General features: G+C 51.6%; 21 protein-coding genes and 1 tRNA gene. 9 read left to right on the top strand and 13 right to left on the bottom strand.

The window, feature by feature from the left end; all coding sequences use genetic code 11:
* Positions 1-140: 140 nt before the first annotated feature.
* The gene (gene gloB, locus HMF8227_RS05230) at positions 141-908 is read right to left on the bottom strand and encodes a hydroxyacylglutathione hydrolase (protein ID WP_109339174.1); all 768 of its coding nucleotides are present in this window, start codon (positions 906-908) and stop codon (positions 141-143) included.
* A gap of 77 nt (positions 909-985) precedes the next feature.
* Here gloB and HMF8227_RS05235 point away from each other — a divergent pair, with 77 nt between their 5' ends.
* Positions 986-1,741: a methyltransferase domain-containing protein gene (locus HMF8227_RS05235; RefSeq protein ID WP_109339175.1), complete on the top strand. Its 756-nt coding sequence runs from the start codon at positions 986-988 to the stop codon at positions 1,739-1,741.
* A 130-nt stretch (positions 1,742-1,871) separates the two neighbouring features.
* Here the strand turns inward: HMF8227_RS05235 and metG are convergent, their stop codons facing one another.
* On the bottom strand, positions 1,872-3,911 hold the full coding sequence (gene metG, locus HMF8227_RS05240; protein ID WP_109339176.1) for a methionine--tRNA ligase: 2,040 nt from the start codon (positions 3,909-3,911) through the stop codon (positions 1,872-1,874).
* A 93-nt stretch (positions 3,912-4,004) separates the two neighbouring features.
* Positions 4,005-5,225 carry a GGDEF domain-containing protein gene (locus tag HMF8227_RS05245; RefSeq protein WP_239421207.1) on the bottom strand — a complete coding sequence of 407 codons (1,221 nt, stop codon included), beginning with the start codon at positions 5,223-5,225 and terminating at the stop codon, positions 4,005-4,007.
* Between the two features lie 161 nt (positions 5,226-5,386).
* Between HMF8227_RS05245 and apbC the strand changes: the two genes are divergently transcribed.
* The 3 genes from apbC (at position 5,387) to HMF8227_RS05260 (ending at position 7,292) form a co-directional block, all read left to right on the top strand.
* The gene (gene apbC, locus HMF8227_RS05250; RefSeq protein ID WP_109339177.1) at positions 5,387-6,448 is read left to right on the top strand and encodes an iron-sulfur cluster carrier protein ApbC; all 1,062 of its coding nucleotides are present in this window, start codon (positions 5,387-5,389) and stop codon (positions 6,446-6,448) included.
* Positions 6,449-6,505: 57 nt separating this feature from the next.
* Complete coding sequence (dcd, locus tag HMF8227_RS05255) at positions 6,506-7,096, top strand: dCTP deaminase (protein ID WP_109339178.1); 591 nt, start codon at positions 6,506-6,508, stop codon at positions 7,094-7,096.
* A gap of 119 nt (positions 7,097-7,215) precedes the next feature.
* Positions 7,216-7,292 (top strand) — tRNA-Pro (locus HMF8227_RS05260).
* Between the two features lie 301 nt (positions 7,293-7,593).
* Here the strand turns inward: HMF8227_RS05260 and HMF8227_RS05270 are convergent.
* Together HMF8227_RS05270 and HMF8227_RS05275 are read right to left on the bottom strand one after the other, a co-directional pair.
* The gene (locus tag HMF8227_RS05270) at positions 7,594-7,998 is read right to left on the bottom strand and encodes a hypothetical protein (protein ID WP_109339180.1); all 405 of its coding nucleotides are present in this window, start codon (positions 7,996-7,998) and stop codon (positions 7,594-7,596) included.
* A gap of 126 nt (positions 7,999-8,124) precedes the next feature.
* Positions 8,125-8,853 (bottom strand): substrate-binding periplasmic protein, encoded by a 729-nt coding sequence (locus tag HMF8227_RS05275; protein WP_109339181.1) that lies wholly within the window; start codon positions 8,851-8,853, stop codon positions 8,125-8,127.
* 395 nt (positions 8,854-9,248) lie between these two features.
* Between HMF8227_RS05275 and HMF8227_RS05280 the strand changes: the two genes are divergently transcribed.
* A complete protein-coding gene (locus HMF8227_RS05280; protein WP_109339182.1) occupies positions 9,249-10,079 on the top strand; it encodes a pirin family protein in 831 nt (276 codons plus the stop codon).
* Here the strand turns inward: HMF8227_RS05280 and HMF8227_RS05285 are convergent.
* From HMF8227_RS05285 to HMF8227_RS05300, 4 genes are read right to left on the bottom strand one after another with little or no spacing between them, the layout of a single operon-like run.
* Positions 10,072-11,292 carry an ATP-binding protein gene (locus HMF8227_RS05285; protein ID WP_109339183.1) on the bottom strand — a complete coding sequence of 407 codons (1,221 nt, stop codon included), beginning with the start codon at positions 11,290-11,292 and terminating at the stop codon, positions 10,072-10,074. The two genes, HMF8227_RS05280 and HMF8227_RS05285, sit on opposite strands and share 8 nt — an antisense overlap.
* Positions 11,289-11,969 (bottom strand): response regulator transcription factor, encoded by a 681-nt coding sequence (locus HMF8227_RS05290; RefSeq protein ID WP_109339184.1) that lies wholly within the window; start codon positions 11,967-11,969, stop codon positions 11,289-11,291. The genes HMF8227_RS05285 and HMF8227_RS05290 overlap by 4 nt, the downstream gene beginning before the upstream one ends.
* Positions 11,969-12,364, bottom strand: coding sequence for a DUF3019 domain-containing protein (locus HMF8227_RS15305; protein WP_109339185.1), 396 nt, complete (start codon positions 12,362-12,364; stop codon positions 11,969-11,971). The genes HMF8227_RS05290 and HMF8227_RS15305 overlap by 1 nt, the downstream gene beginning before the upstream one ends.
* Positions 12,364-13,197: a MipA/OmpV family protein gene (locus HMF8227_RS05300; RefSeq protein ID WP_109339186.1), complete on the bottom strand. Its 834-nt coding sequence runs from the start codon at positions 13,195-13,197 to the stop codon at positions 12,364-12,366. Before HMF8227_RS05300 ends, HMF8227_RS15305 begins: the two co-directional genes overlap by 1 nt.
* Positions 13,198-13,414: 217 nt before the next feature.
* Here HMF8227_RS05300 and HMF8227_RS05305 point away from each other — a divergent pair, with 217 nt between their 5' ends.
* Positions 13,415-15,241 (top strand): cation:proton antiporter, encoded by a 1,827-nt coding sequence (locus HMF8227_RS05305; protein WP_109339187.1) that lies wholly within the window; start codon positions 13,415-13,417, stop codon positions 15,239-15,241.
* A gap of 18 nt (positions 15,242-15,259) precedes the next feature.
* On the opposite strand, the gene HMF8227_RS05310 is transcribed toward HMF8227_RS05305, so the two are convergent.
* Complete coding sequence (locus tag HMF8227_RS05310) at positions 15,260-16,897, bottom strand: GGDEF domain-containing phosphodiesterase (protein WP_162558501.1); 1,638 nt, start codon at positions 16,895-16,897, stop codon at positions 15,260-15,262.
* Between the two features lie 25 nt (positions 16,898-16,922).
* A complete protein-coding gene (locus HMF8227_RS05315) occupies positions 16,923-18,503 on the bottom strand; it encodes a methyl-accepting chemotaxis protein (protein WP_162558502.1) in 1,581 nt (526 codons plus the stop codon).
* Between the two features lie 205 nt (positions 18,504-18,708).
* On the opposite strand from HMF8227_RS05315, the gene HMF8227_RS05320 reads away from it, so the two are divergent.
* From HMF8227_RS05320 to HMF8227_RS05330, 3 genes are all read left to right on the top strand, one after another.
* Positions 18,709-19,878: an acyl-CoA dehydrogenase gene (locus HMF8227_RS05320; RefSeq protein ID WP_109339190.1), complete on the top strand. Its 1,170-nt coding sequence runs from the start codon at positions 18,709-18,711 to the stop codon at positions 19,876-19,878.
* 61 nt (positions 19,879-19,939) lie between these two features.
* Positions 19,940-20,992, top strand: a complete 1,053-nt coding sequence (locus tag HMF8227_RS05325) for an MBL fold metallo-hydrolase (RefSeq protein WP_109339191.1) — start codon at positions 19,940-19,942, stop codon at positions 20,990-20,992.
* Between the two features lie 78 nt (positions 20,993-21,070).
* On the top strand, positions 21,071-21,859 hold the full coding sequence (locus HMF8227_RS05330) for a S1/P1 nuclease (RefSeq protein WP_109339192.1): 789 nt from the start codon (positions 21,071-21,073) through the stop codon (positions 21,857-21,859).
* A gap of 61 nt (positions 21,860-21,920) precedes the next feature.
* Here HMF8227_RS05330 and HMF8227_RS15025 read toward each other — a convergent pair whose 3' ends face one another.
* Positions 21,921-22,094 (bottom strand): hypothetical protein, encoded by a 174-nt coding sequence (locus HMF8227_RS15025; RefSeq protein WP_162558503.1) that lies wholly within the window; start codon positions 22,092-22,094, stop codon positions 21,921-21,923.
* Position 22,095: 1 nt separating this feature from the next.
* On the bottom strand, positions 22,096-24,939 hold the full coding sequence (locus tag HMF8227_RS05335) for a bifunctional diguanylate cyclase/phosphodiesterase (RefSeq protein WP_162558505.1): 2,844 nt from the start codon (positions 24,937-24,939) through the stop codon (positions 22,096-22,098).
* Positions 24,940-25,091: the final 152 nt, after the last annotated feature.

Here is a 25,091-nt window from a genome sequence, read left to right on the forward strand (position 1 = left end):
CAATCCATATAGACTTTTAACCTCTCACGGAGGCGCTAGGGGACTTAGGTCAAACAGTGCCAATCGAAAAGAGTAAGCTTTCTGGCCGTGCGTCTATTCAACTGGCACCGGGAAGTTAACGTGGATCTGGGGGGCTCGTGTCAGAAGTGATCCTTTAAGTCTCGCATCACGGCAAATCGGGTATCGTCGTCTTTTAATGGCTTGTCAGCTTTGTGTTCCAACGATTGTCTGATGGTATGACTGTGCAGGCGCAGAAAGGGGTTGACCGCCTTTTCTTTCTGTATGCTTGAGGGCAGAGTTGGCCTGCCTTGCTCTCTTAAATGTTCGGCACTGGCTTTGTAATCCAGAAGCGCCTGGTTATCGGGCTCCAGAGTTTCGGCAAAGGCGATGTTGGCCAGAGTGTACTCGTGGGCACAATACACCGGTGTCTTATCCGGCAGGGCGGTAAGCCGGGCTAATGATACCCGCATTTGCTCTGGTGTCCCCTCGAACAACCGTCCGCAGCCCGCGCTAAACAACGTATCGCCACAAAACAGTCCCAGCTCGTCATTGTAATAGGCGATATGATCGATGGTATGACCGGGCACGCTGATGACCTTAAAGGTTTTCGCCAGCCCAGCCACCCGTACATTGTCCTCGCCTTCGACCGTATGTGTGACGCAAGGGATGCGCTTAGGCCCGCCGTAGACTCGGGTATGGGGAAAGTGTTTGACCAGGGCTTTAACGCCGCCAATATGGTCGGCATGATGGTGAGTAATGAGTATCGCTGACAAGTCCAGTTGATGCTGTCGCAAATAATCCAGCACCGGAGCTTCATCGCCCGGGTCTACCACCACGGCGGAGTTTTGGTGACTCAGACACCAAATATAATTGTCGCTAAAGGCTCTAATCGGCGTAATATTGATCATCGCGTCTTGCTCATTGCTTGAGACAGTGACAGTTTAACACTATAAGCACTCATTATAGAGGACAACAAGCGCTCGCTATGATTCCTTTTGCACCGGCGTTGGCAAACAATGCGCCCCGCGCTCCCAAAACCTGGCAGGACATGCCAGCGGGTGCCCAATTGAAAGCACTGCTTGAAGCCGACCTCGCCCCGTTGTCGCGGCAGTGGTTTGGGTATCATCTGGTGAAAATGGGAGCCCTGGGCGCGGAATTATCGTTGCCGGAGTGCCCCATAAAAAAGCAGACTGCCATCACAGCCCAGCCCCATCCCTATGGAGACATGGTATCGCAGTTAAACAACCTGCCTCTGCAGCGACGCAGTGTGGATGCCATAGTGTTGCCCTTTACCCTGGATTTTTGTCAGGACCCCCACAAGCTACTCAGGGATGTGAGCCGCGCGATTATGGCCGATGGGCACCTGGTGGTATTGGGCTTAAATCCCTTCAGCTGTGCCGGATTTGCAAAGTACTGGCCGTTTAAACCCGACTCATTGCTGCATGAAATGCGAGCCTTTTCTACCTTCCGGATGCGGGACTGGTTTAACCTGCTGGGCTATGAGGTGATTGAGCACCACAGCATGATCCACAGTGAGCTATTGTTTGAGCGAAAGATGAATATTAACAGCGGTTATCAACGTTGGATGGGGCGTTATTTGCCAGGACTGGCGTCGGTGTATGTGATGGTGGGCAGGAAACGTCGTATTCCAATGACCCCGAACAAGGCCATGCTAAAGCCTAAGCCGGCATTTGCCGCCTCCGGGGCAGGGTTAAGGGCCGGACGTTGGTCGAATTCATAGACGTTGGCTGGGCATAAGGAAGGTTTCATTCACAGACCCTGTGCGGCAAGGATGCCGCAGAGGAGCCCCCATGGATGGGGTTACGGTGAGTCTGTGAATGATGCCTTCCTTGTGGCATATAAATATTGGGTTATTTCACCCGCATTCCTGGCTGGGCGCCTTCGTGGGGTTCCATAATCCAAAGATCTTTACCGCCCGGGCCGGCGGCCAGAACCATGCCTTCGGACAGGCCAAAGCGCATCTTACGGGGCGCTAAGTTGGCCACCATGACAGTTAGCTTGCCTTCTAACTCGGCCGGGTCGTAGGCCGATTTAATGCCGGCAAACACCTGCTTGGTGTCTCCACCTAAATCCAGCTGCAGCTTCAGCAGCTTATCGGCCCCTTCCACATGTTCGGCCTTGGCAATCTTAGCAATGCGCAGGTCGATCTTGGCAAAGTCCTCAAAGGCGATAGTCTCCGAGATTGGGTCTTTGCTCAGCTCCGTATCCTGAGTGGGCTCTGCCTTTTGTTGTTCGGCGGCTTTCAAATCTTCTTTGGAGGCATCCACCATGGCGTTCACCTTATCCATATCCACACGCTGCATCAGCGCCTTAAACTTGTTGATTTCATGGCCGGTCAAAAGCGATTGGGCGCTCGACCAGTCTAGCGTATCGTTCAGGAAAGCCTCCGACTTTTCCGCTAATTGCGGCAAGACCGGCTTTAAGTACACCATTAGAATGCGGAACAGGTTGATACCCAGTGAGCATACCTGATGGGTATCAGCCTGCTTATTCTCATCTTTGATGGTAACCCAGGGGGCTTCCGCGTCGATGTACTGGTTGGCCTTATCGGCCAGCGACATAATCAGGCGAATTGCCCGGTGGTACTGGCGGCTTTCGAAATACTCAGCGATGGTCTCGCTGGCATCCTGAAACTCTTTAATCAGCTCAGGCTGTGGCAGTTCCTCGGCCAGTTGGCCGCCAAATTTCTTGGTAATAAAGCCTGCGCAGCGGCTGGCAATATTGACCACCTTACCCACCAGGTCCGAGTTTACTTTTTGCACAAAGTCTTCAAAGTTGAGATCGATGTCGTGCACGTTGTCACTGAGCTTGCTGGCAAAGTAATAGCGCAGATACTCGGGGTTCAGGTGCTCTAAATAGGTCTGGGCCTTGATAAAGGTGCCTTTGGATTTGGACATCTTGGCGCCGTTGACGGTCACAAAACCGTGTACATTAACGCCCGTCGGCTTTCTGAAACCCGCGCCTTCCAGCATCGCCGGCCAGAACAGACAGTGGAAGTAGGTGATGTCTTTACCGATAAAGTGATACAGCTCGGTATCGGAGCCTTCTTTCCAGTACTCGTCGAAGTCGATGTTGTGCTGGTCACAGTAGTGTTTGAAGCTGGCCATGTAGCCCACAGGTGCATCCACCCATACATAGAAGAACTTGCCCGGGGCGCCTGGGATCTCAAAGCCAAAGTAGGGCGCATCGCGGCTAATGTCCCATTGCTGCAGACCTTCGTCGAACCATTCTTGTAGCTTATTGGCCATCTCGGTCTGGATGGCGCCCGAGCGCAGCCAGTCTTTTAGCATGCCTTCGAAGCGCGGCAAATCAAAGAAGAAGTGCTCCGAGTCTTTAAGAACCGGAGTGGCCCCGGAAATGACCGATACCGGGTTTTTCACCTCGGTAGGGCGATAGGTGGCGCTGCACACATCACAGCTGTCGCCGTTCTGATCTTCGGCGCCGCAGCTGGGACAGGTGCCTTTTACAAAACGATCGGGCAGGAACATTTCCTTCTGAGGGTCATACAACTGACTGATGGTATGGCGGCTTATGTAACCGGCCTGATCCAGCTGTTTGTAGATGTACTCCGACAGCTCGCGGTTTTCCGGCGAGTGGGTCACATAGTAGTTGTCGTAGTTGACCAGAAACGCGGTCAGATCCTGATGATGCTCAGCGCGGGTCTGGGCGACCATTTCTTCCGGTGTGATACCCAGTTCGCGGGCTTTGAGCATCACTGGCGTACCGTGTGCATCGTCGGCGCATACACTGTAACACTGATGACCGCGAAGACGCTGAAAGCGTGTCCAGATATCGGTTTGAATGTGCTCCAGCAAATGCCCTAAGTGAATAGAACCATTGGCATAGGGAAGTGCGCTGGTGACCAGAATTTTACGTTGCGAATCTGCCATAACCGCCTTTTGGGATCGTTAAAACGTCGGAGTTGGAAAAGACCCGCGATATTACCCAAAAAGGCGTCGTATTGCACCCTTCATAAACAGGCCCTAAGCAAATTTTACCCGATTACGGCCCGCCTTCTTAGCCGCGTACAGGGCGTTATCGGCTCGCTTTAGCAGGCTGTCGCTGTCATCGCCTTTTTGGTAAGCGGTGCAGCCGAGGCTAATGGTGATATGGATGGCCTTACCGCCGTCGCTGTTACCCCGCCTGGTTTTACCAGCCTTGTCATCTTCGGGGCGCTGGTTTTGTCTCAATACCAAGGGGTAGTCAGCCACCTGTTGTCGAATCTCATTGAGCTCTGCCTCAAGCCGTTCCGGGTCCTTATGAGGGAAGATCAGGGTAAACTCCTCGCCCCCATAGCGATAGGCTTTACAGGATTTGGTTTTGCTCAGTACGCTGCCAAGCAGCTTTAATACCTGGTCGCCGACATCGTGGCCGTAGGTGTCGTTAAACTGTTTAAAATGATCCACATCCAGCATGGTTACGGCGCTTCGTTTACCCAGACGGTTAAGGTGGCTGAGCAGAGCCCGTCGCTGTGGCAGGCCGGTAAGTTCATCCATATAGGCCAGGTGCAACATCTGCCAGGCCAGCGTAATCAGCAGGGACAGAGTGGCGGCAAGTGTGGCCCAGCCAGAGGCGTCCGGCAGATGCACGAAGATGACAAAGTTCATCATCGCCATCCAGGTGGCAAACTCGCCCCAGTGAATAAGACTCATGCGAAAGTACAGCCCCATTAGCAACCACAAGCTTCCCACGGCAAAGATCAGGCTTAGCAGTCCCCAGTTAAGGGCCAGATTATCGTAGGGCTGGATAAGTAATGCTTCGGACAACGCCAGTGCTGAACTCCAGTCGGCCAGAGGCATAACCAGTAGCACCGGCGGTAATGCAGCGATCATGATCGCCAGTGCGATCCCCTGCCAGGTCAGAATGGAAGGCAGGGGAAACAGCGTCAGTATTAGCATTAGCAGAGTCAGCAGTACTGGCAGAGTGTTGTACAGCGCCGCCACATCCGGTTCTGACAGGGGGCGCTGTAATCCAGACTGTATCGTGAAATAGCTGCTCAGCAGCAAAGCCAGCCAATATAGCCACTGCCACTGGCGCATGAATGAGGATAATATCAGCACCAGTCCCAAGGCCAGGTATGCGGAAGCAGGAAATGGCACCGACAGCTGAGCCAGAGCGTTGGGAGCCCAGAGTTGTAGGATGAAAATAATAACGGCGGGCAGTACCGCAATAACAGGCACAATAAACCTCAATGTCGTTGGCACAGGTGCCGTATTCCCCAATGTCCCGAGTGTACCAATAAATAATGGGGTTGGCAGCGTAACCTGATGATTGTTTGGACAATTAGCCGACAGGCTGAGATATCCGCGTATGGGGCGCTATGTTATGCTCGGACTACTGTCAGCCAGATAAGAGGCAAAAGAATATGAGGTTTAACTGGGGCAAGAAAGACCGCTCCGAACAACATCCTCCGAGTCAGCTGCTCATGTCCCTGGCGCGCTTTTTCGAATTATCACCCAATCAGGTGGCCGCTTGGTTTGATGCGTCAACGAATACACTGACTCTGCCCTTTGCTTGTCAGAGCCAACAAGAAACGTTGTCAGAAACCTTGAAACAGGCCGAGGTTGGGCCCTTGCCCACCATCCAACAGCAGGTGATGCTGTCTGGCGCGCCTCAGAGACGGCTGAGAAACATCAAAAACCTGGTGGCGGTAGCCTCCGGTAAAGGAGGCGTGGGGAAGTCAGCCTCTACGGTTAATCTTGCGCTGGCGCTGCAAGCGGAAGGCGCCAGTGTTGGCATTCTGGATGCGGATATTTATGGTCCATCCATTCCTACCATGTTAGGTAATGAAGGTCAGAGTCCGCAGACACAGGATGATAAGACCATGCAGCCGATGGAATCGTTGGGGTTAAAAGCCAACTCCATCGGCTACTTGGTGCCGCCCGACGATGCCACCGTCTGGCGCGGGCCTATGGCCAGCAGGGCTTTGCAGCAGTTACTGGATGAAACCGACTGGGGGGAGCTGGATTACTTACTGATCGATATGCCACCGGGCACCGGCGATATCCAGCTCACGCTGGCTCAGCAAATCCCAGTCAGTGGAGCGGTGGTGGTGACCACACCACAGAATCTGGCACTGGCCGATGCCACCAAGGCCATCGACATGTTCCGCAAAGTGGATGTGGATGTATTAGGAGTGCTGGAGAACATGAGCTACCACCAGTGTAAAAACTGTGGCTACCAGGAGTATTTGTTTGATCAGGGGGGCGGCCAGCAAATCAGTCAGCACTTTCAGGTGCCACTGCTGGGGCAAATTCCGCTGGATACCGACATCCGCACCTGTGCCGACAGTGGCCAGTCGCTGTTGGCTAAACCCAGTGAGTTAACCGCGGCGTATCAAAGCGCCGCAAGGCAACTGGCCCGACGGTTATACCTGAGCAGTTTAAGCCAGCCTCAGGCGATCGATATCAGTGTGCAAAGTGATTGAATAAACCGCGCTGGCTGTGAATAATGGCGCCAGTTCATATATAAGGAATCCGTTCTGATGCGCTTGTGCGACAGAGACATAAAACAATGGTTAGACGAGGGCAAGATTGGCCTCAACCCTGAACCCACCGAAGCCATGATCAGCGGTGCCACGGTGGATATTCGTTTGGGCAACAAGTTCCGCGTATTTCAGGATCACGCCGCGCCCTACATTGACTTAAGCGGTCCGAAAGAGGAAGTCGAGCGGGCCATGCACTCTGTAATGAGTGACGAAATTGTATTGCCCGATGGTGAGGCATTTTTTCTGCATCCCGGCGAACTGGCATTGGCGGTCACGCTGGAGTCGGTGACGCTGCCGGCCAATGTAGTGGGCTGGCTGGATGGCCGTTCTTCTCTGGCAAGACTGGGGCTGATGGTACACGTCACCGCCCATCGCATCGATCCGGGCTGGTCCGGGAATATTGTGCTGGAGTTTTATAACAGCGGTAAGCTGCCTTTGGCGCTCAGACCCAAGATGAAAATTGGCGCGCTGAGCTTTGAAGTCTTATCGGGCGAAGCGGAAAAGCCCTATAACGCCCGACTGGATGCTAAATACAAAGATCAGGCGGGGGCCATAGCCAGCCGCATCAGTGACGACGAGAAAAGCTGATTTGTAGAAGGCGGCGGTAAAACCGCCGCTTTGGTGAAACTTCCAGCACTTAAGCACGATAAGATCAAATCACCGTTGCAAAGGCAAGTAAAATAAGTACACTAGCAACCTCTTTCGGTCGGCGTGTAGCGCAGCCTGGTAGCGCACTGTCATGGGGTGTCAGGGGTCGGAGGTTCAAATCCTCTCACGCCGACCAATTCTTCCTCTCCCCGAGATAATTTCCAAAGTTTTCAATTGCACTGAGCATAAGGAACCGACGACATGAGCGCGAAGCGGTCACGTCGGAGTTCACAAATTCGCCGGGAGCGAATTTGAACAGTTTTAGCTGGCCTGAAGGGCGGCGCAGATTTTCGCTCCATGCAAAATCTGCATTCATTACTTCCCTGTAAATTGCGCAGGAGCCGGGAGTAAATCCTCTTATGCCTACTGACTTCTTACTCTCTCCAGATAACTGAAAGCCCTTGTTCTCAGGTTGTCTTTTTCGGGGAGCCATATCACTACCAAAACTTAAATTCAGCGCACTTGCCAGATGTTCCTTTATTCATGGTCGTCTGGCCGTTGTTGGTTTTAAAATCCTTCCAGCCGCAAAAGCGCACAGCACCATTTTTAAATACCCTTGAGTATTTGTAGAAGGTTGATGAGGCATTGGTGCGATGATTAAACTCATTCCGGCATTTCAAGCTTATGAACTCTGAGTTGTCGATCCTATGGATGCGCGTCTTGTATAGCTGAGATTGTGAATCACAGTAGGAGTAATCAATATCCTTTCTGCCATCATACTTTATTACTTGAAACAGCTTACCGTGATCGGAGTGGAGAGCGTTAAGGTTATAGTTACTATTGGCACCTCCGCACCCCGTAAGCCCTAATGCAACCATTGCTGATATAACAATAATTCTCATGCAGCTTTACCTTCCAACAGTTTAACCAGCCCATCACCCTTGCTGACAGGGTTATCTTTAGGATGAATAATATACCGACTCTTGGGCGTCGTTTGGATTATTGTCTTGCCCGGATGCTCAGGACATTCAGCGGTTAGGCAGAGCAATATCGTACTTGCTGTAAATTCTTTCAAGCTCCCCGCTTTTCTTTAAACGTTCCAATGCCCGGTCAAAGTGTTGTTTCAGGGCTTTGCCGCTTTCATTTTTGCTAAAGGCCCAGTGTAGGTTGTAATGCCCTACGGTTTTAGTACGGAGATCTTGAAGCTTGTCACTATCGAGTTTCTCGATAATGCTGCTGATATCCATGTAATAGTCGATTCGTCGTTTATCTAATAACTTCAGCGCCATTTCCGGATTATCTAAGGCGACACCCTGGAGTCCTTTTAGTGCTGATTGCTCGACGATAGCCTTGCGATATCCACGCCGCCAGGCACCGGTCATCCGGCTAATATTGTTGATAAAGCTATTGTTGACCCGAGTGGCAGGGGCCAGAATAAGAATGCGTTCGCTGAGAATGGCCTGGGAAGAATAGTGGTACTTATCTCTTTTTTGGACTGCGCCGGTCATGTGAATGTAACCCTCGTCGAGCCCTTGAATCACTCGGGGCCAGTTCATATAGCGGATATTCAGCTCATAGCCGGTGCCGGGAAACACTGCTTGGATAAGATCATGATAAAGGCCACGACCATTGGTTTCGGTAAAGTTGGGCCAGCGATCTGTGCCCCAAATGATGGTAGTTTTTGATGCAGCTAAAGCGCTTTCGCCGGAAGCAAGCACTAACCAGACAGCGGCCATCAGAATAGTGGGCTTCAACAAAGGTCCCTCCTTGTGCCTCAGATTAAGAATTGTGCTTGGTGGCGTTGTTGTCTTACGGCACAGTGTTTCGGTTCTTCTTTCTCCATAGTAATCGATTTATAAAACTCCCGGCAAGGCGGTGTTTAATTATGCGTGGGCCGGTATTTGGTATGGGTTGTAAGCCCTCTTGGCAACCATCTCACTGGGGGCGTGTTTGTGACGAGCATGATTCTGGCCATCGCCCAGCCTCTATCTGATTGTGGTGGATGCCAGGGGGATTGCCCGCGGTCTGCTAAGTCATAAGGTACGGGTTAAACTTTCGTTTAAATAGAATAATATCGGTATTATTTTGTTATTTTATTCTTATTTTTCGGTGCTAATCTTTAAGCCATTCAAACATTGGCTCAGAGGTGAGTATGAAAATTATCGATGTTCAGAACAGTCGCCCAACTCAGGACGGTGCAGGCGTTAACATTCGCCGGGTGGCGGATTTCCAGCGTCTGTCGCTGGATCCCTATTTAATGATTGACGAATTAAAGTCAGACAACAAGGCCGACTACATGGCAGGCTTTCCCGCCCACCCCCACCGGGGCATCGAAACCTTTACTTACATTCGAAAAGGTGGCTTCGAGCATCGGGATCAAATGGGCAATAAGAAGGTCATCGGTGCGGGCGATGTGCAGTGGATGAGCACCGGCTTTGGCGTAGTGCACTCAGAAATGCCGGTCGAAGGTGATGAAGGGCTGCATGGTTTTCAGATATGGCTGAATATGCCTGCCAAAGATAAGCTGCGTCCTCCACAGTATCAGGATTCCACCGACTCCGGTTTGCCTGTCGTTTCTAACCATAGTGGTGCTCGCCTGACTGCGTTGGCAGGTAACTGGGCGCTGGATGGTCAGGCGGTGTCTTCACCACTGCAAGGACTGGCGGCATCGGGGGCGATTGCCGATGTGGAGCTCAGAGCTAGCGGGCAAGCTCAGTTGAATCTGTCTGCCTGGGAGCAAGCACTGATTTATGTTCATAGTGGTAGTCTCACAGAAGCCAGTACCTGCCAGCTTTTGCGTATTCAGGGCGGAGCAGAGGTTACCTTAACGGCCAGCGAGCAGGGGGCAGGGGCGTTAGTTCTGCTGGGACATCGTATCGGCGAGAAAATTGCCCACATGGGACCGTTTGTGATGAATAACGAGGCCGAGCTGCGCCAGGCGGTAATGGATTACCAGGCCGGGCGTATGGGCTCGATCAGCTAGTGACAGTCTCGCTCGGTGCCTGCCACTGAAAGGTGATTTCCGCTCCGCCCAACGTTGGGTTGTTGCCCAATTGCAAGTGTCCGCCGTGCCAGTGGGCGATACGATGGACAATGTAGAGGCCCAAACCATAACCGCTGCTGAGCGGAGTTTCTGAGCCCTGACTGAAGGGCTCGATCAAACTGTTCGCGGTTTTGGGCAGTCCGGGCCCATCGTCGCTCACTTTGAGCACATAGTCTTGTTTGTGCTGGTAGAGCTCAACCTTGATATGCTTTCTGGCATGTTTGCTGGCATTCACCAGCAGGTTTTGTAAGGCGATACAGAAACAGTTGGGATCACACGGCATGCGCTTTATCTGGATATTGAGATCAAACGCTAAATAGCCATAGAACTTAAATTTATCCACTTCGGCCTGTACCAGTTCTGTGCTATCACAGTCCGTCAGCTCCAGAGCGGTAAATTGGTTCTCAATGCGGGCAAAGTTTAAATACTGCTCCAATCGGCTCTCAATTTCATCCAGAGACTTATGAATATGCAGCTCTTCCTGTTTAGGAATTGAGTCCACCAGGGATAAGGCCAGCCGGATGCGTGTCAGAGGGGTGCGGATTTCGTGAGAAATGATTCGCGATAAGTCGGTATGCAAACTTAGGAATCGGGTCACTTTCTGGGACATATCGCTAAAGCTTTTCGCCAGCGGGTAAATGCTGGAGTTCTTGCGAGTCATCACGGGCATGGCTCGTGGTGACTGACCAAAGTTGATGGCGGTGCGCTGTAGCTTAACCAAATCACTAAATAAGGGGCGGAACAACAAAAATAAGGACACGGCCAGTAAACTGTAAAAGGCGATAAAAAATCCATGGCTCTCTTCATTGTCTTTGATGAGTTGTAGCGGCCCTAACTGGTAAACCACACTATCTTCTGACCCTTGTTCAGGATCGAGTACATAGATGTAGTCTGAGCCATGGTCGTTCACACTGAGTGTGCCATTTTTTTGCAGAGCATCGGATAGCTGCTGCGGCAGTGCAAGCTGTGAGCGGGTTAAACGGCTAACCTTGCTGCTGTCGGTCACCAATGCCTGTAAATCATGCATGGGAATGACGTAGGCTGGCTCATGCTGCGGGAAAAAAATCCGATTGTAGAGCTGGCCGAATGAGAGCACTAAGCCGATCAGGATGACAGCGCTAAGGATATAGAGCCGTAGGAACTGGAATTTCATAGGTCGGTTGTGGTTAGTGCGTAGCCCTGGGCTCGAATTGATTTTATATCGATGGGGACGCCGGCTTCAGAGAACTTCTTCCTGAGTCGGCTTACCTTAAGGTCGATAGCGCGGTCGATGCCATCATAGTCGCGTCCCACCACCGCCTTGAACAGCATATCCCTGGAGACAGGTTCAGGGTCGTAGCGCATCAGGTGCTCCAGTAGAATAAACTCCTGGCGATTCAGGTTCAGGTTGGTTTTTCCATACCAGGCCTCGCACCGCGCGGCATCCAGCTTTAGGTAACCCAGTTGTTTAATATCCGGGTTGGCGAGTATATTCACCTTCCTGATATTGGCTGCCACCCGGGCTAATAATAATTCCGGTTTTATCGGCTTGATCAGGTAGTCGGTGGCGCCAAGATTCAGTCCGCGAATATGAGACTCTTCCGAGTCAAGGGCGGTCAGGAATAAAAAAGGGCAGGAATAGTGGGCTTTGATCTCGGCAGCCAGTTCGAACCCATCACCATCGGGGAGCATGATGTCGCAGATAACCAGAGCCGTTTCAGTACCGGGAGAGTGCTGTCGGAATTGCTCAGCGGTGTTAAACAAAGTAGTGTGATAGCCATGTTTCTCGAGGACCCGGCTAATCAGCTCACCAAGTTCACGGTCATCTTCAATAATCACGATAGACGTCATTAAAACCCCCAGCCAAATCGCCGTTTGATTCGCTGTGCGTCGGGAGTGTGCTCTAGCACCCTGATCCCTTTTCTCGCCAACACGGCGTCATTGAGTTCATCGATTATCTCTACGGAAAAGTTGTCCCTTGCATTAACTTGTATCAGTGTCTCCCAGTGTTGTGTGGTCTTCCGACACAGACGTTGCTCAGACTCTGTCGGAATGACTAAACACAACGCTTGTGGTGATGTGCTTTGTACTTGTACCGTGAGGTCCAGTTGGCAATGGGATTGCCGCGGCTCTTTAACACAGACGTTGGGAGATACATTTAACTTAACGCCGGCGTTCGCCTGAGCGCCTATCATCAGCAAAAAAGTGGCAGTCCATAGTGAGGGCGAAAGTAAAGTCTTCATCATTAGAACCGGTACTCAACCCCTGCAAAGCCTGACAGTAAGCTGGAACGATCGATCATGGGCCCCTTTATCAGCTGGCTGTCCAGGAAGGTTTGCTTTATCTGAAACTTAATACTGAAGTGCCTGGATAACGGATAAGCGTAGTCCAGTTTTATGTACTTATTAATGGCAGCAGGCAAAGGATCCAGAAAGGCGCCAAGGAATGTTTCTTTCTCGTTGAACTGATAATAATAATTGATGAGTTCCTGACTCTTGCGCACGGCGCCAAGCTCAATGGCTATTTTATGGTTGCCGAGCTCCATGCTTTTGTAGAGGTTAAAGCGGCTTTCGCTCCCGTTGTGCACACCGGAAATGTCGTGAAAATGAGCCAGTGTCACCGTCACCACAGGGTGAGGCAATATGAGCGCTAAGCCACCGAGATACGACAGGTCGCGCTCGACCTTTTCCATAGGCAGAGAGAGGCGCAGCGGTGTCACTGAGGTCAGACTGAATGAGGTGGGCTGGGCAACAACGGTACGGTTTACGTCTCCCGCCTGGAAAAAAAAGCCGTCGGTATTGAGCGTACCTACGATATCGAGCATGACTCTGCGATCTTCAATCAGACTGTAACCGAGGCAAAAGTCATCGAAATACCAACGCTCACCGTAATAGGTAACATGGGGAATGGCCAGGGTGGTGACATTGTCACCATCTTTCAGTGGAGACTGAATACCACCAAAGCCCAGTGATACCCCCAGGTTAAGCCGGTGAGTCTGGACGTATTCAGAGGAGGAGGCCAGCGCTATTTGACCGAAGTAAAGCCAAAAGCAGCAGAGCGTGAGTAGATATTTAATCATTTAGTTGTACTGAACGGGAAAAAGATGAACCGCATTTTTATGGCCGCGCAGTATACCACTTTCGGTGAGAAATTCTCGCCTTGTCATGCTTCTTTGCGGCAGTCTATGAAAGATTAAATGGCCCTGGTGTTGAGTACCACAGCTAACTTGGTACTATGCTTGAGATTTTCGCTTAACTGATTACTAATCAGGCCACTTTCGATTAACGAGGTGTTGGATGCACGGAGAGGTGTTGGCGTCATTGGCGGCAATTTTAACGGTGGGTATGGCCTGCCAATGGGTGGCATGGCGGCTGAAGCTTCCGGCTATCTTATTTTTACTGCTTTCCGGTATTGTGGCCGGGCCTGTGCTGGGTGTCTTCGAGCCAGATCCGCTGTTTGGGGACTTATTGTTCCCTTTTATTTCGCTGGCTGTCGCGGTGATCCTTTTTGAGGGCAGTTTAACACTCAAGTTCCGTGAAATCCCGGGCCTGGAGAAGGTGATCCGTAACCTGATCACCGGGGGAGTATTAATAACCTGGTTGGTGACGGCAATCACTACTCGTTGGTTATTAGGGTTTTCCTGGGAAATTGCCATGCTGTTCGGCGCTATCATGGTGGTGACCGGACCAACGGTGATAGTACCTATGCTGCGCACTATCCGGCCTAAGGAGCGCGTTGCCAACACATTGCGCTGGGAAGGCATACTGATCGACCCCATCGGTGCGACGCTCGCTATCCTGGTGTATCAGTTTATCCTGTCGGAAGGGACACAAGGCGGAGTGATCAGTGGTGCCGTCGTCTTTGGCAAGATTCTCTTGATCGGCTGCGTGCTGGGCGCATTTGCCGGGTATCTATTGGCGGTGATTCTGCGTCGTCATTGGGTGCCTCGCTACTTGCACAATTACCTGGCATTAGCACTGGTCTGTGGCGTATTCGCCATTTCGGATATGTTGCAGGCAGAGTCCGGCCTACTGACCGTGACGGTGATGGGCGTGCTATTGGCAAATCTCAAAGGCATCGACCTGGAAGGCATTCTGGACTTTAAAGAAAACCTGAGTGTGCTGCTGATCTCAACCTTGTTCATCGTTTTGGCCGCTCGTATGGATGCGGATGCTTTCTTAAGCCTTGGCTGGGGCGCATTGGCCGTATTCGGGGTTATTCAGCTGGTATCCAGACCATTGAGTGTCTACGCCTCTTCCTGGGGCTCTAAGTTGACCCTGCCAGAGCGGCATCTGCTAGCCTGGATTGCCCCGCGTGGTATCGTGGCTGCCGCCATCTCAGCCCTATTTGCCATTAAGCTGGATGCGGTAGGTTATGAACAGGCGCATCAATTAGTTCCCCTGACCTTTATGGTGATCATCGGTACCGTCTTACTGCAGAGCGTGACGGCCGGGCCATTGGCGCGAGGCCTGAAAGTGGCTCAACCGGAGCCGGAAGGCTTTCTAATCGTTGGTGCTAACCGGGTGGCTCAGACCTTAGGTAAGGCTTTGAAAGATAACGATATTAGAGTCGTTCTGGCGGACGATAACTGGTCCTGTGTTAAGGAAGCCGAGATGCGAGGTCTGGCTGCCTATTGGGGAAACCCTGCCTCAGAGCATGCCGAACGGCATCTGGATTTGGCGGGTATTGGTCATTTGATGGCCATGTCCGAGGATTTGGAGCTGAATGCCTTGGTGGCTCACTACTATCGCCAGGAATTTGAACCTAACCGTATTTTTACCATTCGTAATCGCCTCACCAAAAGCGGTGAGCAACGTAAGAAGTCCAAATTCCGTTACGGCGGCCAGCACCTGTTTGGGGATAAGGTCTCTTATACCGGGCTGAAAAAATCGTTGCAAGAAAAGGCGGAGATCCATACGACGGAGTTAACAGAGGAGTTCGACTTTGAGCAGCTTCTCAAAGATTCAGACGCCGATGTACTGCCTCTGTTCGCCATCGATGAGAAGGAGTCGGTGCACGTGTTCACCAGCGAGCGACAGCTGACGCCGGCCAAAGGTTGGAAAATTATCAGCCTTAAGCAGCCCAGAGCGAAGACAGAGCCAGAGTCAGAGAAAGCAGAATGAGCTATTGCGCAGCCCGTGTCAGAACTGAGCGGGCTTTAGAGCAGGCCGGCCGATAAAAAATCCCTGGACCATGTCGATGTCCAACTCTTGCAATAACGTTAGGCGAGAAGCGGACTCGACGTATTCTGCCACCGTCTGTATGCCTAGCTGTGAGGCCATGAAAATGATCGATTTTAGCACCTGGACATGGTGCCGGTTGTGCTCGATATTTTTAATAATGCTGCCATCAATTTTGATGATATCCGGCTTAAGCTCAGTCAGGTAAGCGAAGTTGGAATAGCCATTACCAAAATCATCAATCGCAAACATGACATCTAGGTTCTTCAGCCGCTCAACAAAGGCCTTTACCGGCTCAAAGTCGGTAATCGCCTCGGACTCGGTCAGCTCTACGATGATTTGATTGCCATTGCCAGTGGTGAGCATATCCAGCAGCATATTGGCCGTTTCCCGATTCAGAATATCATGAATACTTAGGTTGACCGATACACGGACATGGTGCTCCCTGGCAATAGCCAGAGCGCGTTTCATCATGGTTACCGTCAGCTTCTGATAATAGTGAGTGCGTTTTAGCAGAGGTAAAACCTCGGCCGGAGACCAGGTTTCTGCCTCACTGTCAAAGCGGGCCAGCGCTTCGTAAAAGACGACGCGACTGGGCTCGGCAGCCGCAACGACAGGTTGCAGCATCGGCTTGAGTGAGTCATTGTCCAACAGCGTTCGGACATGCTCGATGATATGGAAGTTATCCGCTGGATCGGAACCATCATCCTTCACTGGGACCTCGTCTCTCCAGTAGCATTGTTTTGCTTCCTGTAGTGCTGATTCCGCATAGGCTAAGGGGGTCTTTGAGCTGTAGCCAATGGCCATAGTCACGGGAATATCAATGGGGTGTTCTTGTAACTGAATGGGGTTCGAAGCCAGAGTCAGTCTCAGACGCTGGCAGTCCTGATAGAAGTCTTCCAGTGAAATGGTACCCTCTGGTAACAGGGCAAATAATGCGCCGTTCATAGCATAGACTCTTATCTTTATCATAGCCGCTGCGGACGATATATTGTTAGCGAGTTGCTGAATGATTTCATTGCCTGACTCCACGCCCCAGTAATCATTGAGCATCTTGAAGTTACGTACATCCAGCAAGGCCACCAATTGATAGTCTCCGTTTGACAGATCTTTCAGCAGCCGCACTCGGTTTGGCAGACCTGTCAGAGTATCGGTGGTCTGGCGCTGAATGGTGCGACGAGCCTTAATGATACGAGTGACATCATTGCGTATGCTCAGATACTCCTTGATGTTGCCCTCTGAGGTCAGAATAGGAATGATCGAAGTCTTAACGTAGTAACTGTTGCCGTCTTTTCGCTGGTTCTTGATAAGGCCGGTCCAGATTTGTTTGGCTTTAATGGTTTTCCATAAGTCTCTGAAAACTTCATCCGGCATATCGGGATGCCTGATCACATTATGACTTTGTCCCAATAGTTCACATCGCCTGTAGCCACTTATTTCCTCAAACAACTTATTGACGTACGTGATCCTGCCTGATCGATCCGTGATGGAAACAATGGAGGTCATATTAAGTGCGGAGTAGTACTGAGCCAGTTGTTCAGAAGAGAGCTTGGACGTGGATAAAGGCATGTACAAAGGCGCTACCGAAGAAAACTGCATATTGATTACTCCGTCGGACTTTTTTTCAGGCAGAGCGGGTCTGCTTAGACCAAAATTGGTTGGTAAGCTGATCGAGCCGTTGGCTGATGCGCTTAGTTTCGGCGCAAACCTGAGCGACCAGACTCGACGCCTCTCGATTATCATTGCCAATACTTTGAAGCTGCTCAGCACTGAGGTTCATTTGCTGGGCATTCTGGCCTTGTTCTGCCACGATATCGGCAATTTGCTGGCTCATATTGGCAATCACCTGAAACTGTTCCGAACACTGTCCGAGCACCTTCTTACTGGTCAAACTGAGTTGAACACTCGTGGCCGTTTTCTCCTGACTGATTTTCATGGTTCTGACGGCGTCCGAAACTCTGCTCTGCAGCGTATGAATAACGTTTTGTATTTCTGCGGTAGATTCTTGCGTTCGAGTTGCTAAAGCCCTGACTTCATCGGCAACCACAGAAAAGCCTCGGCCATGTTCGCCAGCTCTGGCTGCCTCAATGGAGGCATTGAGCGCTAATAGGTTGGTTTGCTCCGCGATGCTCAGGATAACTTGTAATATTCGATCTATGTCTTCACTGCTGGCGGACACATCTTCAATGGTACTGACAGAATGGGAGATTTGCGCATTGAGCTCGCTGACAGCGCCTTCATTCTGATGAGCTGCGCTGTGGCCTTTTTCTAACTCAGCGAGCCCGTTTGCGGTGCTATCAGAGGCTTTACGAGAATGATCGGCCGCCTCTGTCACGGTATTGTGCAGGGTTCTGAGTGCCTGACTGATATTCGCAATTTGTTCGAGCTGCTGATCGAGTCCGGCTTCCGCCTGAGTGACGGCAGAGCTTAAACTCTCTGTACTTCGGGACAGAGTCAACGACATATCGTTTAACCGTCCCACAAGTGCGGCATTTTCTGCTTCCAGAGTTTGAAACGCTAACAGAAGATCCCCGCCCTCGTTGTTCTGACCGGTGTAGACATATCGGGCGACGACATCGTTGTTGACGGCTTTTGCTTTTTCAATCGCCTGACGAATGGGGCGAAGCCAGTAAAACACCCCGACAAGTGCCGCAACCCAAAAAAAGGTGGAGAGGAATAATGAGAACAGAACACCGGTGTTAAAGATTGCTGTCAAAACGAAGGCCAGCAGTGGTAGTGAGAAGGTTGCTGCTATCAATGGAAACAGCGCAATCCTGGACCGGATGGTAGGGGATGCGTCATTTTCAAACATCTTATAGAGACGCTCAGCCCGTTTAACAAAGGCGGCCTGGGGTTTGCGCCTTACGGACTGGTATTCCGTTGTTACACCGGACTGCTGGATTGGGGTGGCGAAAGCGTCCACCCAGTAATGATCGCCATTTTTGCAACGGTTTTTAACGACGCCCATCCAGGAGCGGCCATCTTTCAGTGTTTGCCAGAACGCTTTAAATACGGGAGCAGGCATATCAGGGTGGCGAACCACGTTATGGTGATGCCCAATCAGCTCTTCTCGGCTAAAACCACTGACAGAAATGAATTCGTCGTTAACGTGGGTGATTTTGCCCTTGAGATCAGTGGTCGACAATATGTTGGTTGTATCGCTGAGAGAAATGCATTGTTGTGTCACATGAACATCGTGTCTCATCGCAGATCCAATAGTAAACAGTGTGTTAATAATAACCATACAAATAACATGGTTATTATTGGAATGGAATACCTTATTACATTACGTGGTCCTAACAGGGAAATATTTGATTTGAGACAATTTTGATGAGTTTCGGGTAGGGGGGAGGTAGTGAGTTGGTTATTATACCGGGTTTAACGAAGTGTTTTCTTGGGAGCAAGTGCAAATGAGTAACTGGTTCGATTGTCTGAGGTTAAGTGCGCAGCTGAGCGAAGAGGAGCGGTTGATCAGAGAGAGTGCCAGAGAGTTTTGTCAGCAGGAGTTGCAGCCAGGGATCCTGCAGGCCAATCGCGAGGCATATTTTGACCCTACGATCATGCAACGGTTTGGCGAGATGGGCCTGTTGGGTGCGACCATCGATGGTTATGGCTGCGCTGGTGTGAATTATGTCTCCTATGGCCTGATCGCCCGCGAGGTCGAACGGGTGGACAGCGGGTATCGGAGTGCTTTTAGCGTGCAGTCCTCTTTGGTGATGCATCCCATTTACGCCTTTGGCACACCAGAGCAAAAAGAACAGTATCTGCCGAAGCTGGCCAGTGGTGAATGGATCGGCTGTTTCGGACTGACCGAGCCGGATTCAGGCTCAGATCCGGCCAGTATGCAAACTCGGGCGGTCAAAGTCGACGGGGGATATCGGCTCAGCGGCAATAAGATGTGGATAACCAATTCGCCCATTGCCGATGTGTTTGTGGTCTGGGCTAAGGATGTCAGTGACGACAACGCCATTCGCGGCTTTATTCTTGATAAAGGCATGACCGGGCTGTCGGCTCCCAAAATAGAAGGTAAGTTGTCTCTCAAGGCATCCATTACCGGTGAGATCGTCATGGATAATGTGTTTGTGCCCCAAAGCAACCTGCTGGAGGGCGTAAAAGGTCTGAAAGGGCCGTTCAGTTGCTTAAATCTGGCCCGCTATGGCATTGCTTGGGGCGCCATGGGCGCAGCGGAATTTTGCTGGCATCAGGCCCGTCAGTACGGTCTGGACAGAAAACAATTTGGTAAGCCGCTCGCCCAGACCCAGTTATTTCAAACCAAGCTGGCTAATATGCAAACCGAGATAGCATTAGGACTTCAGGGAGCGCTGAGAGTCGGGAGACTGTTTGATGAAGGTCAAAAGGACCCGGTCATGGTGTCCATGATGAAGCGCAATAACTGTGGCAAGGCACTCGATATTGCCCGCCAGGCCAGAGACATGCACGGTGGCAATGGTATCTCCGACGAGTATCACGTGATGCGGCATATGTTGAATTTAGAAACCGTAAATACCTACGAAGGCACCTATGACATACACGGCTTAATTCTGGGACGGGCGCAGACCGGCTTACAGGCTTTCTTCTGAGTGGTTGATCGCCTCAGCGCTCTTTGGCGTAACAAGGTATGTTTATGCAAAGTAGGTGCAAATGCAGGTAAAACTTCAGTGGTGGGCAGGGGTGTGGGCCACGGTCCTGTCCTTGGCGGCTTGTGCGTCTCAAAAAGACTTGCCCACCAGTCAACACACCCTGATTGAAGACGGTCAGTATACTAACCCCCAAATCCAGGACCCGGAAAAGTCTTTTTTCGATTACTGGGGCATGCGCCTGTTCGGGGACACTGAGTTTGCCGATCAGTCGGCGCAGGTGGATCGGATTCAGACGGTCACCAATACCTTGGATCTGACGGTGCGTCCGTCAGGGGAAAGAGTGATCTGGTTGGGACACTCGACTTTTCTGATCCAGGCCGGTGGGCTGAATGTGCTTACCGATCCTATCTTGTCTGAAAGAGCCTCACCGGTTAGCTTTGCCGGGCCGGTGAGGCTTGCCCCCATGCCTTATTCATTTGAGGACTTGCCCCGCATTGATGTGGTGCTTATCTCCCATAATCACTATGACCACCTGGATAGGGCGACCATTAAGCAACTGGGCAACGAACCTCATTATTATGTACCTCTGGGGTTGAGTGAGTGGTTCAAACAGCAGGACATAGACGGTCTGAGTATTACCGAAATGGACTGGTGGCAGCAGGACACTGGCCGGGGATACACCATTACTGCGACACCTGCACAGCACTGGTCGGCACGCAGTCTGTTTGACAGGCGCGAAACCTTCTGGGCTGGCTGGCATATCCAGATAGGGGACTGGCGTCTTTGGTTTGCCGGTGACACCGGTTATAACCCGGTCCAGTTCCGGCAAATCGGGGAGAGACTCAAGGACATCGATGTTGCATTGATCCCCATTGGTTCTTATTCACCGCGCTGGTTTATGAAGCCGTATCACGTTAACCCCCAGGAAGCGGTAAGGATCCATCAGGATGTGGGAGCAGCCACGAGTGTAGGGATGCACTGGTCAACCTTTCAGCTGTCCGCCGAAGCACTGGACGAGCCGCGGCGGCGTTTAGAGACGATTATGGCCGAACGGCCGGGGCTGCCGCCCTTTATCACTCTTCCCATCGGGGGGCATTTACATTGGGCGGATTAAATTTTCATGACCGCTCTTTACTGTTGCCCATGCCGGTGTCATAAACGCACTTTTGTTGAATCGGATAGTGGTATTACCATGAGAAAACCCGCCTTTGCCGCCGCTGCCTTGATTGCAGCCGCCATTAATTACTCACCTGACGCCAATGCATGGGGCCAGACAGGGCACCGCATCACAGGTGCTATTGCTGAGCAATACCTGACGAGCGAAGCAAAAGCCGCGATAGATCGGATCCTGGGACCGGAAGACTTGGCAGAAGCTTCTACCTGGCCGGATGAGATGCGTTCTCATCCGAGCGAGTTCTGGCAGGAAACGGCATCCCCCTATCATTATGTGACCGTTCCTGAGGGAAAACACTACCATCAGGTTGGTGCACCGGAACAAGGGGATGCCTATACGGCATTAGAAGGTTTTAGCAAAACCCTACAGGATGAGGAAGCCAGCCTTGAGGAGCGCCAACTGGCGCTGCGTTTTATTGTTCATATTATCGGTGATTTGCACCAGCCGCTGCACGCCGGTAATGGAACTGACCGAGGCGGTAACGACGTTAAGCTGTCGTTTTTCTGGGAGAACAGCAATTTGCATCGTGTCTGGGACAGCGGCTTAATTGACCGGCAACAGTTATCGTACAGTGAGTGGACAAGCTGGCTGAATCGGCGGATTACTGCAGAGGAAGTCGCAGACTGGCAAAGCGCTCCGCCGCTGCAGTGGATTGAGGAAAGCACCGACATCAGAGATGTTATTTACCCCGACAGCGATGCGATTAGTTGGGATTATAAGTTTAAGCACTTGCCTAAGGTGAAGATGCGCCTTAAACAGGCAGGGGTTCGTATGGCCGCCTACCTCAACCAGCTGTTTGCTCAGTAAGTACAAACACTGAACCAAACCCTCAGGGCCCGCTGGGCAAGCGGGCCCTGAGGCTGTATTACTACAGCATATAGCGAACTAACTGTAAGATAAGCAGTATCGCCACCAGTGGCAGCACCCAACGGCTCATGGTGCTCATGGTTTTCGGTGAAAATTGCAGGTTGGCCTTTTCCAACAAAGGCACCAGAATCAACAGCGCCACCAATAAGATGCCGAGAATGTAGAAGAGGGTCATATCAACCCCTTTCCCGTTGTTGCCATTGAGTTAGCCACTCCCTGAAATCAGATTCACTGAGGGGCTTATTGTAGAAGTAACCTTGGCCTACGTCACAGCCTAGTTCGCGTAACATGTCTTGCTGTATCTCGGTTTCTACACCTTCTGCAACGACCGTCAGGCTAAAGGCCTTGGACAGGCCGATAACGGCTCTCACGATCGTCGTGTCGTGGGCCGCCGCTGAAATATCGTTCACAAAACTGCGGTCGATCTTAAGCTTATCCACCGGCAGAGAGCGCAGATAAGCCAATGAGGCGTAGCCTGTGCCAAAGTCATCAATGGCCAGTTGCACGCCCAGAGCGCGGAAGCGCTCCAGAGTTTCGATAATCTGACGAGGTTGGTTGAGCAGGGTGTTTTCGGTCAGCTCCAGATGCATGCGTTTTGGCTCGACCTGATATTGCTTCAGAAGTTGTTCTACCTGGTCATAAAAGTCGTCTATGGCAAAGTCTCTTGGCGATACATTGACGGCAATATCGACTTCCATCCCTTGGGATTGCCAGTCCGCTAACTGACGGCAGGCAGCCTCAATAACCCACAGAGTGACCTTGTGAATCAGGCCTCGCTCTTCGGCCACCGGGATAAAGTGATTAGGGGTCAGCAATCCCTGTTGTGGATGCTGCCAACGGATTAATGCTTCAACACTGGTCACCCGGCCAGTGGCTAACTCGACCTGTGGCTGATAGTAGAGTCGCAGCTGGTCCTGTTCTAAGGCGTCTTTTAACTCACCATAAATCCGCTGCTTATGTTGCGACTGCCGGGTAATGCTTTGGGTGTAAAAGGCATAAGTATTGCGGCCGAGGGATTTGGCCCGGTACATGGCTGCGTCGGCATGGGCCAGTAACTGGTCGCCACTGTCGGCGTCTTCCGGATATAAGGAAATCCCGATACTGACACCAATATGGGCAGATTTATGCTCATTCAGCCTGAAAGGCCGGTTCAGGGCGTTAATCAGGTCTGCGGCCACAGTGGTGGCATCCTCCGGGCTATGAATGTCTTCCAGTAGCACCACAAATTCGTCGCCCCCCAGGCGGGCTAGCGTATCACTGGTGCGTATACGGTGTGACAACACTTGTGCAACTTCCTGTAGCAATATATCGCCAGAAGCGTGCCCCATCGAATCGTTAACATATTTAAACTGGTCCAGGTCCAAAAACAGCGCTGCAAGGTGAGCCTGATTGCGATTGGCCGACTCAATAGCGTGTTGCATCCGAGACTTGAGCAGCAGGCGATTGGGTAAACCGGTAAGCAGGTCGTAATGAGCCAGTTGCTCCAGTTTTTCTTCGGATTGCTTTTGCGATGTGATATCGGAGAACACCGCCACATAGTGAGTCACCTGGCCATCATTGGCCAGCACTGAACTAATGGATAACAGTTCCGGATAAACGGTGCCATCCTTACGGCGGTTCCAGATCTCGCCGCGCCAATGACCATAAGTGTCGAGGCTTTGATACATCTCGCGGTAAAACTCCGGCCCGTGACGACCAGAATTGAGCAGAGTCGGGGTTGCGCCGATAGCCTCTTCCTCGTGGTAGCCCGTTATTCGGCAGAAAGCGGGGTTGATGGCCAGGATGCATTGATCTGCATCGGTGATCATAATGGCTTCCTGAGAGTTATCGAACACCTTGGCATCCAGCTTCAGTTTCTGCTCTTGCTCCACCCGTTCGGTCACGTCGTGAATAATGGACAATAAAATGGCCTTATCATCCACATGAACCGGTGAGGAATGTATTTCTACGTTGCGGATATCCCCATTGGCTAAGCGGTGTGGGAAAACAAAGCAATTGACCTGACCGGTCAGGGCCTGCTTCCGGCGCCGACTGACTTCTTCTTCTGGTAAGTTGTTGAGTCTCGCTATATTCATACTACGCAACTCGCTTTCAGAATAGCCGTAAAAGGCTTCGGCACTATTGTTCGCCGACAGAATTTCACCGCTGTCAGCATCAATCGTCAGCATAATGGCGCTGTGTTGATAAAACATCTGTTCGAAGCGTTTCGCCTGGCGATATTGGTCTGCTCTGTGCTGGTCGGTCAGCTGGTGGCGCAGTAAATGAGTGTAGGCCAGTCGCCACCATATGAAGACCGTCAGTAAGCCGCTTAACCAGAGCAGAACAAATGGTTGATAGGACTGCCAGCCTTTGCGCGGAACAGCGCTAAACTGCCAACTCGTATCGCCCACAGCTAAGCTGGCCGTGATAGGGGACTGCTCCGGGGGAATGGCGGTGCCATAAATTTGCGCGGAATGGGGCGCATCATTGTCAACCCGAATGCTGAGCCTTAACTCGCTTCTGGTTTCGGCGAGCGCTTGCTCAAGCAGGGTATCGTAGTGCAGCACTAACGATACCGTGCCCCAAAACTGACCGCTGTCCGGTGAAAAAACCGGGTGTCGGGCGATAAGCGCCTGACCACCCTGTACCAGAGCAATGGGGCCGTCGATAACGGTGGAGTGACTTTCCTGCGCCTTCAGCAATGCCTGCCTTTGCTCCGGTAAACGGGCGATGTTCAGGCCGATAACTTGCTCATTGCCTTTAAGGGGGTAAACGTACTCAATCACCTGGTTACGAGATGCGGCGATATGTCGTATGACCTTGGAATTTTGTAACAGCTGATGGGTAAAGGCGCCATATTCCTGCTGGGTCAGTTGCGGGTGCATCAGCCAGTAGGCCCCAACGCCCTGCGCGATATTCAGATACTGACTGATTTGGTCATTGACCTGGGTCATGCTATGCCCCAGACGCTTGGAAATCTGAACTCGCTGCTGCTCCAGTTCACTGTGGTGACGGGTGTACTCCATTGAACCGAGTAACATCAGGATAATCACCATACCCAAGGCGCCGTATAGCCAATACTTGCGTCGATAATGACCCGACAGGGAGAATCGTGAGGAAATTGAGGTTGGGATTAAAATAGCGTTGGCTCCATGTCCCGATGGTCGGTCATAGTAATGCGAGGCGTCATGGC

It is taken from the genome of Saliniradius amylolyticus, assembly GCF_003143555.1.
In the GTDB taxonomy this organism is placed as follows: domain Bacteria; phylum Pseudomonadota; class Gammaproteobacteria; order Enterobacterales; family Alteromonadaceae; genus Saliniradius; species Saliniradius amylolyticus.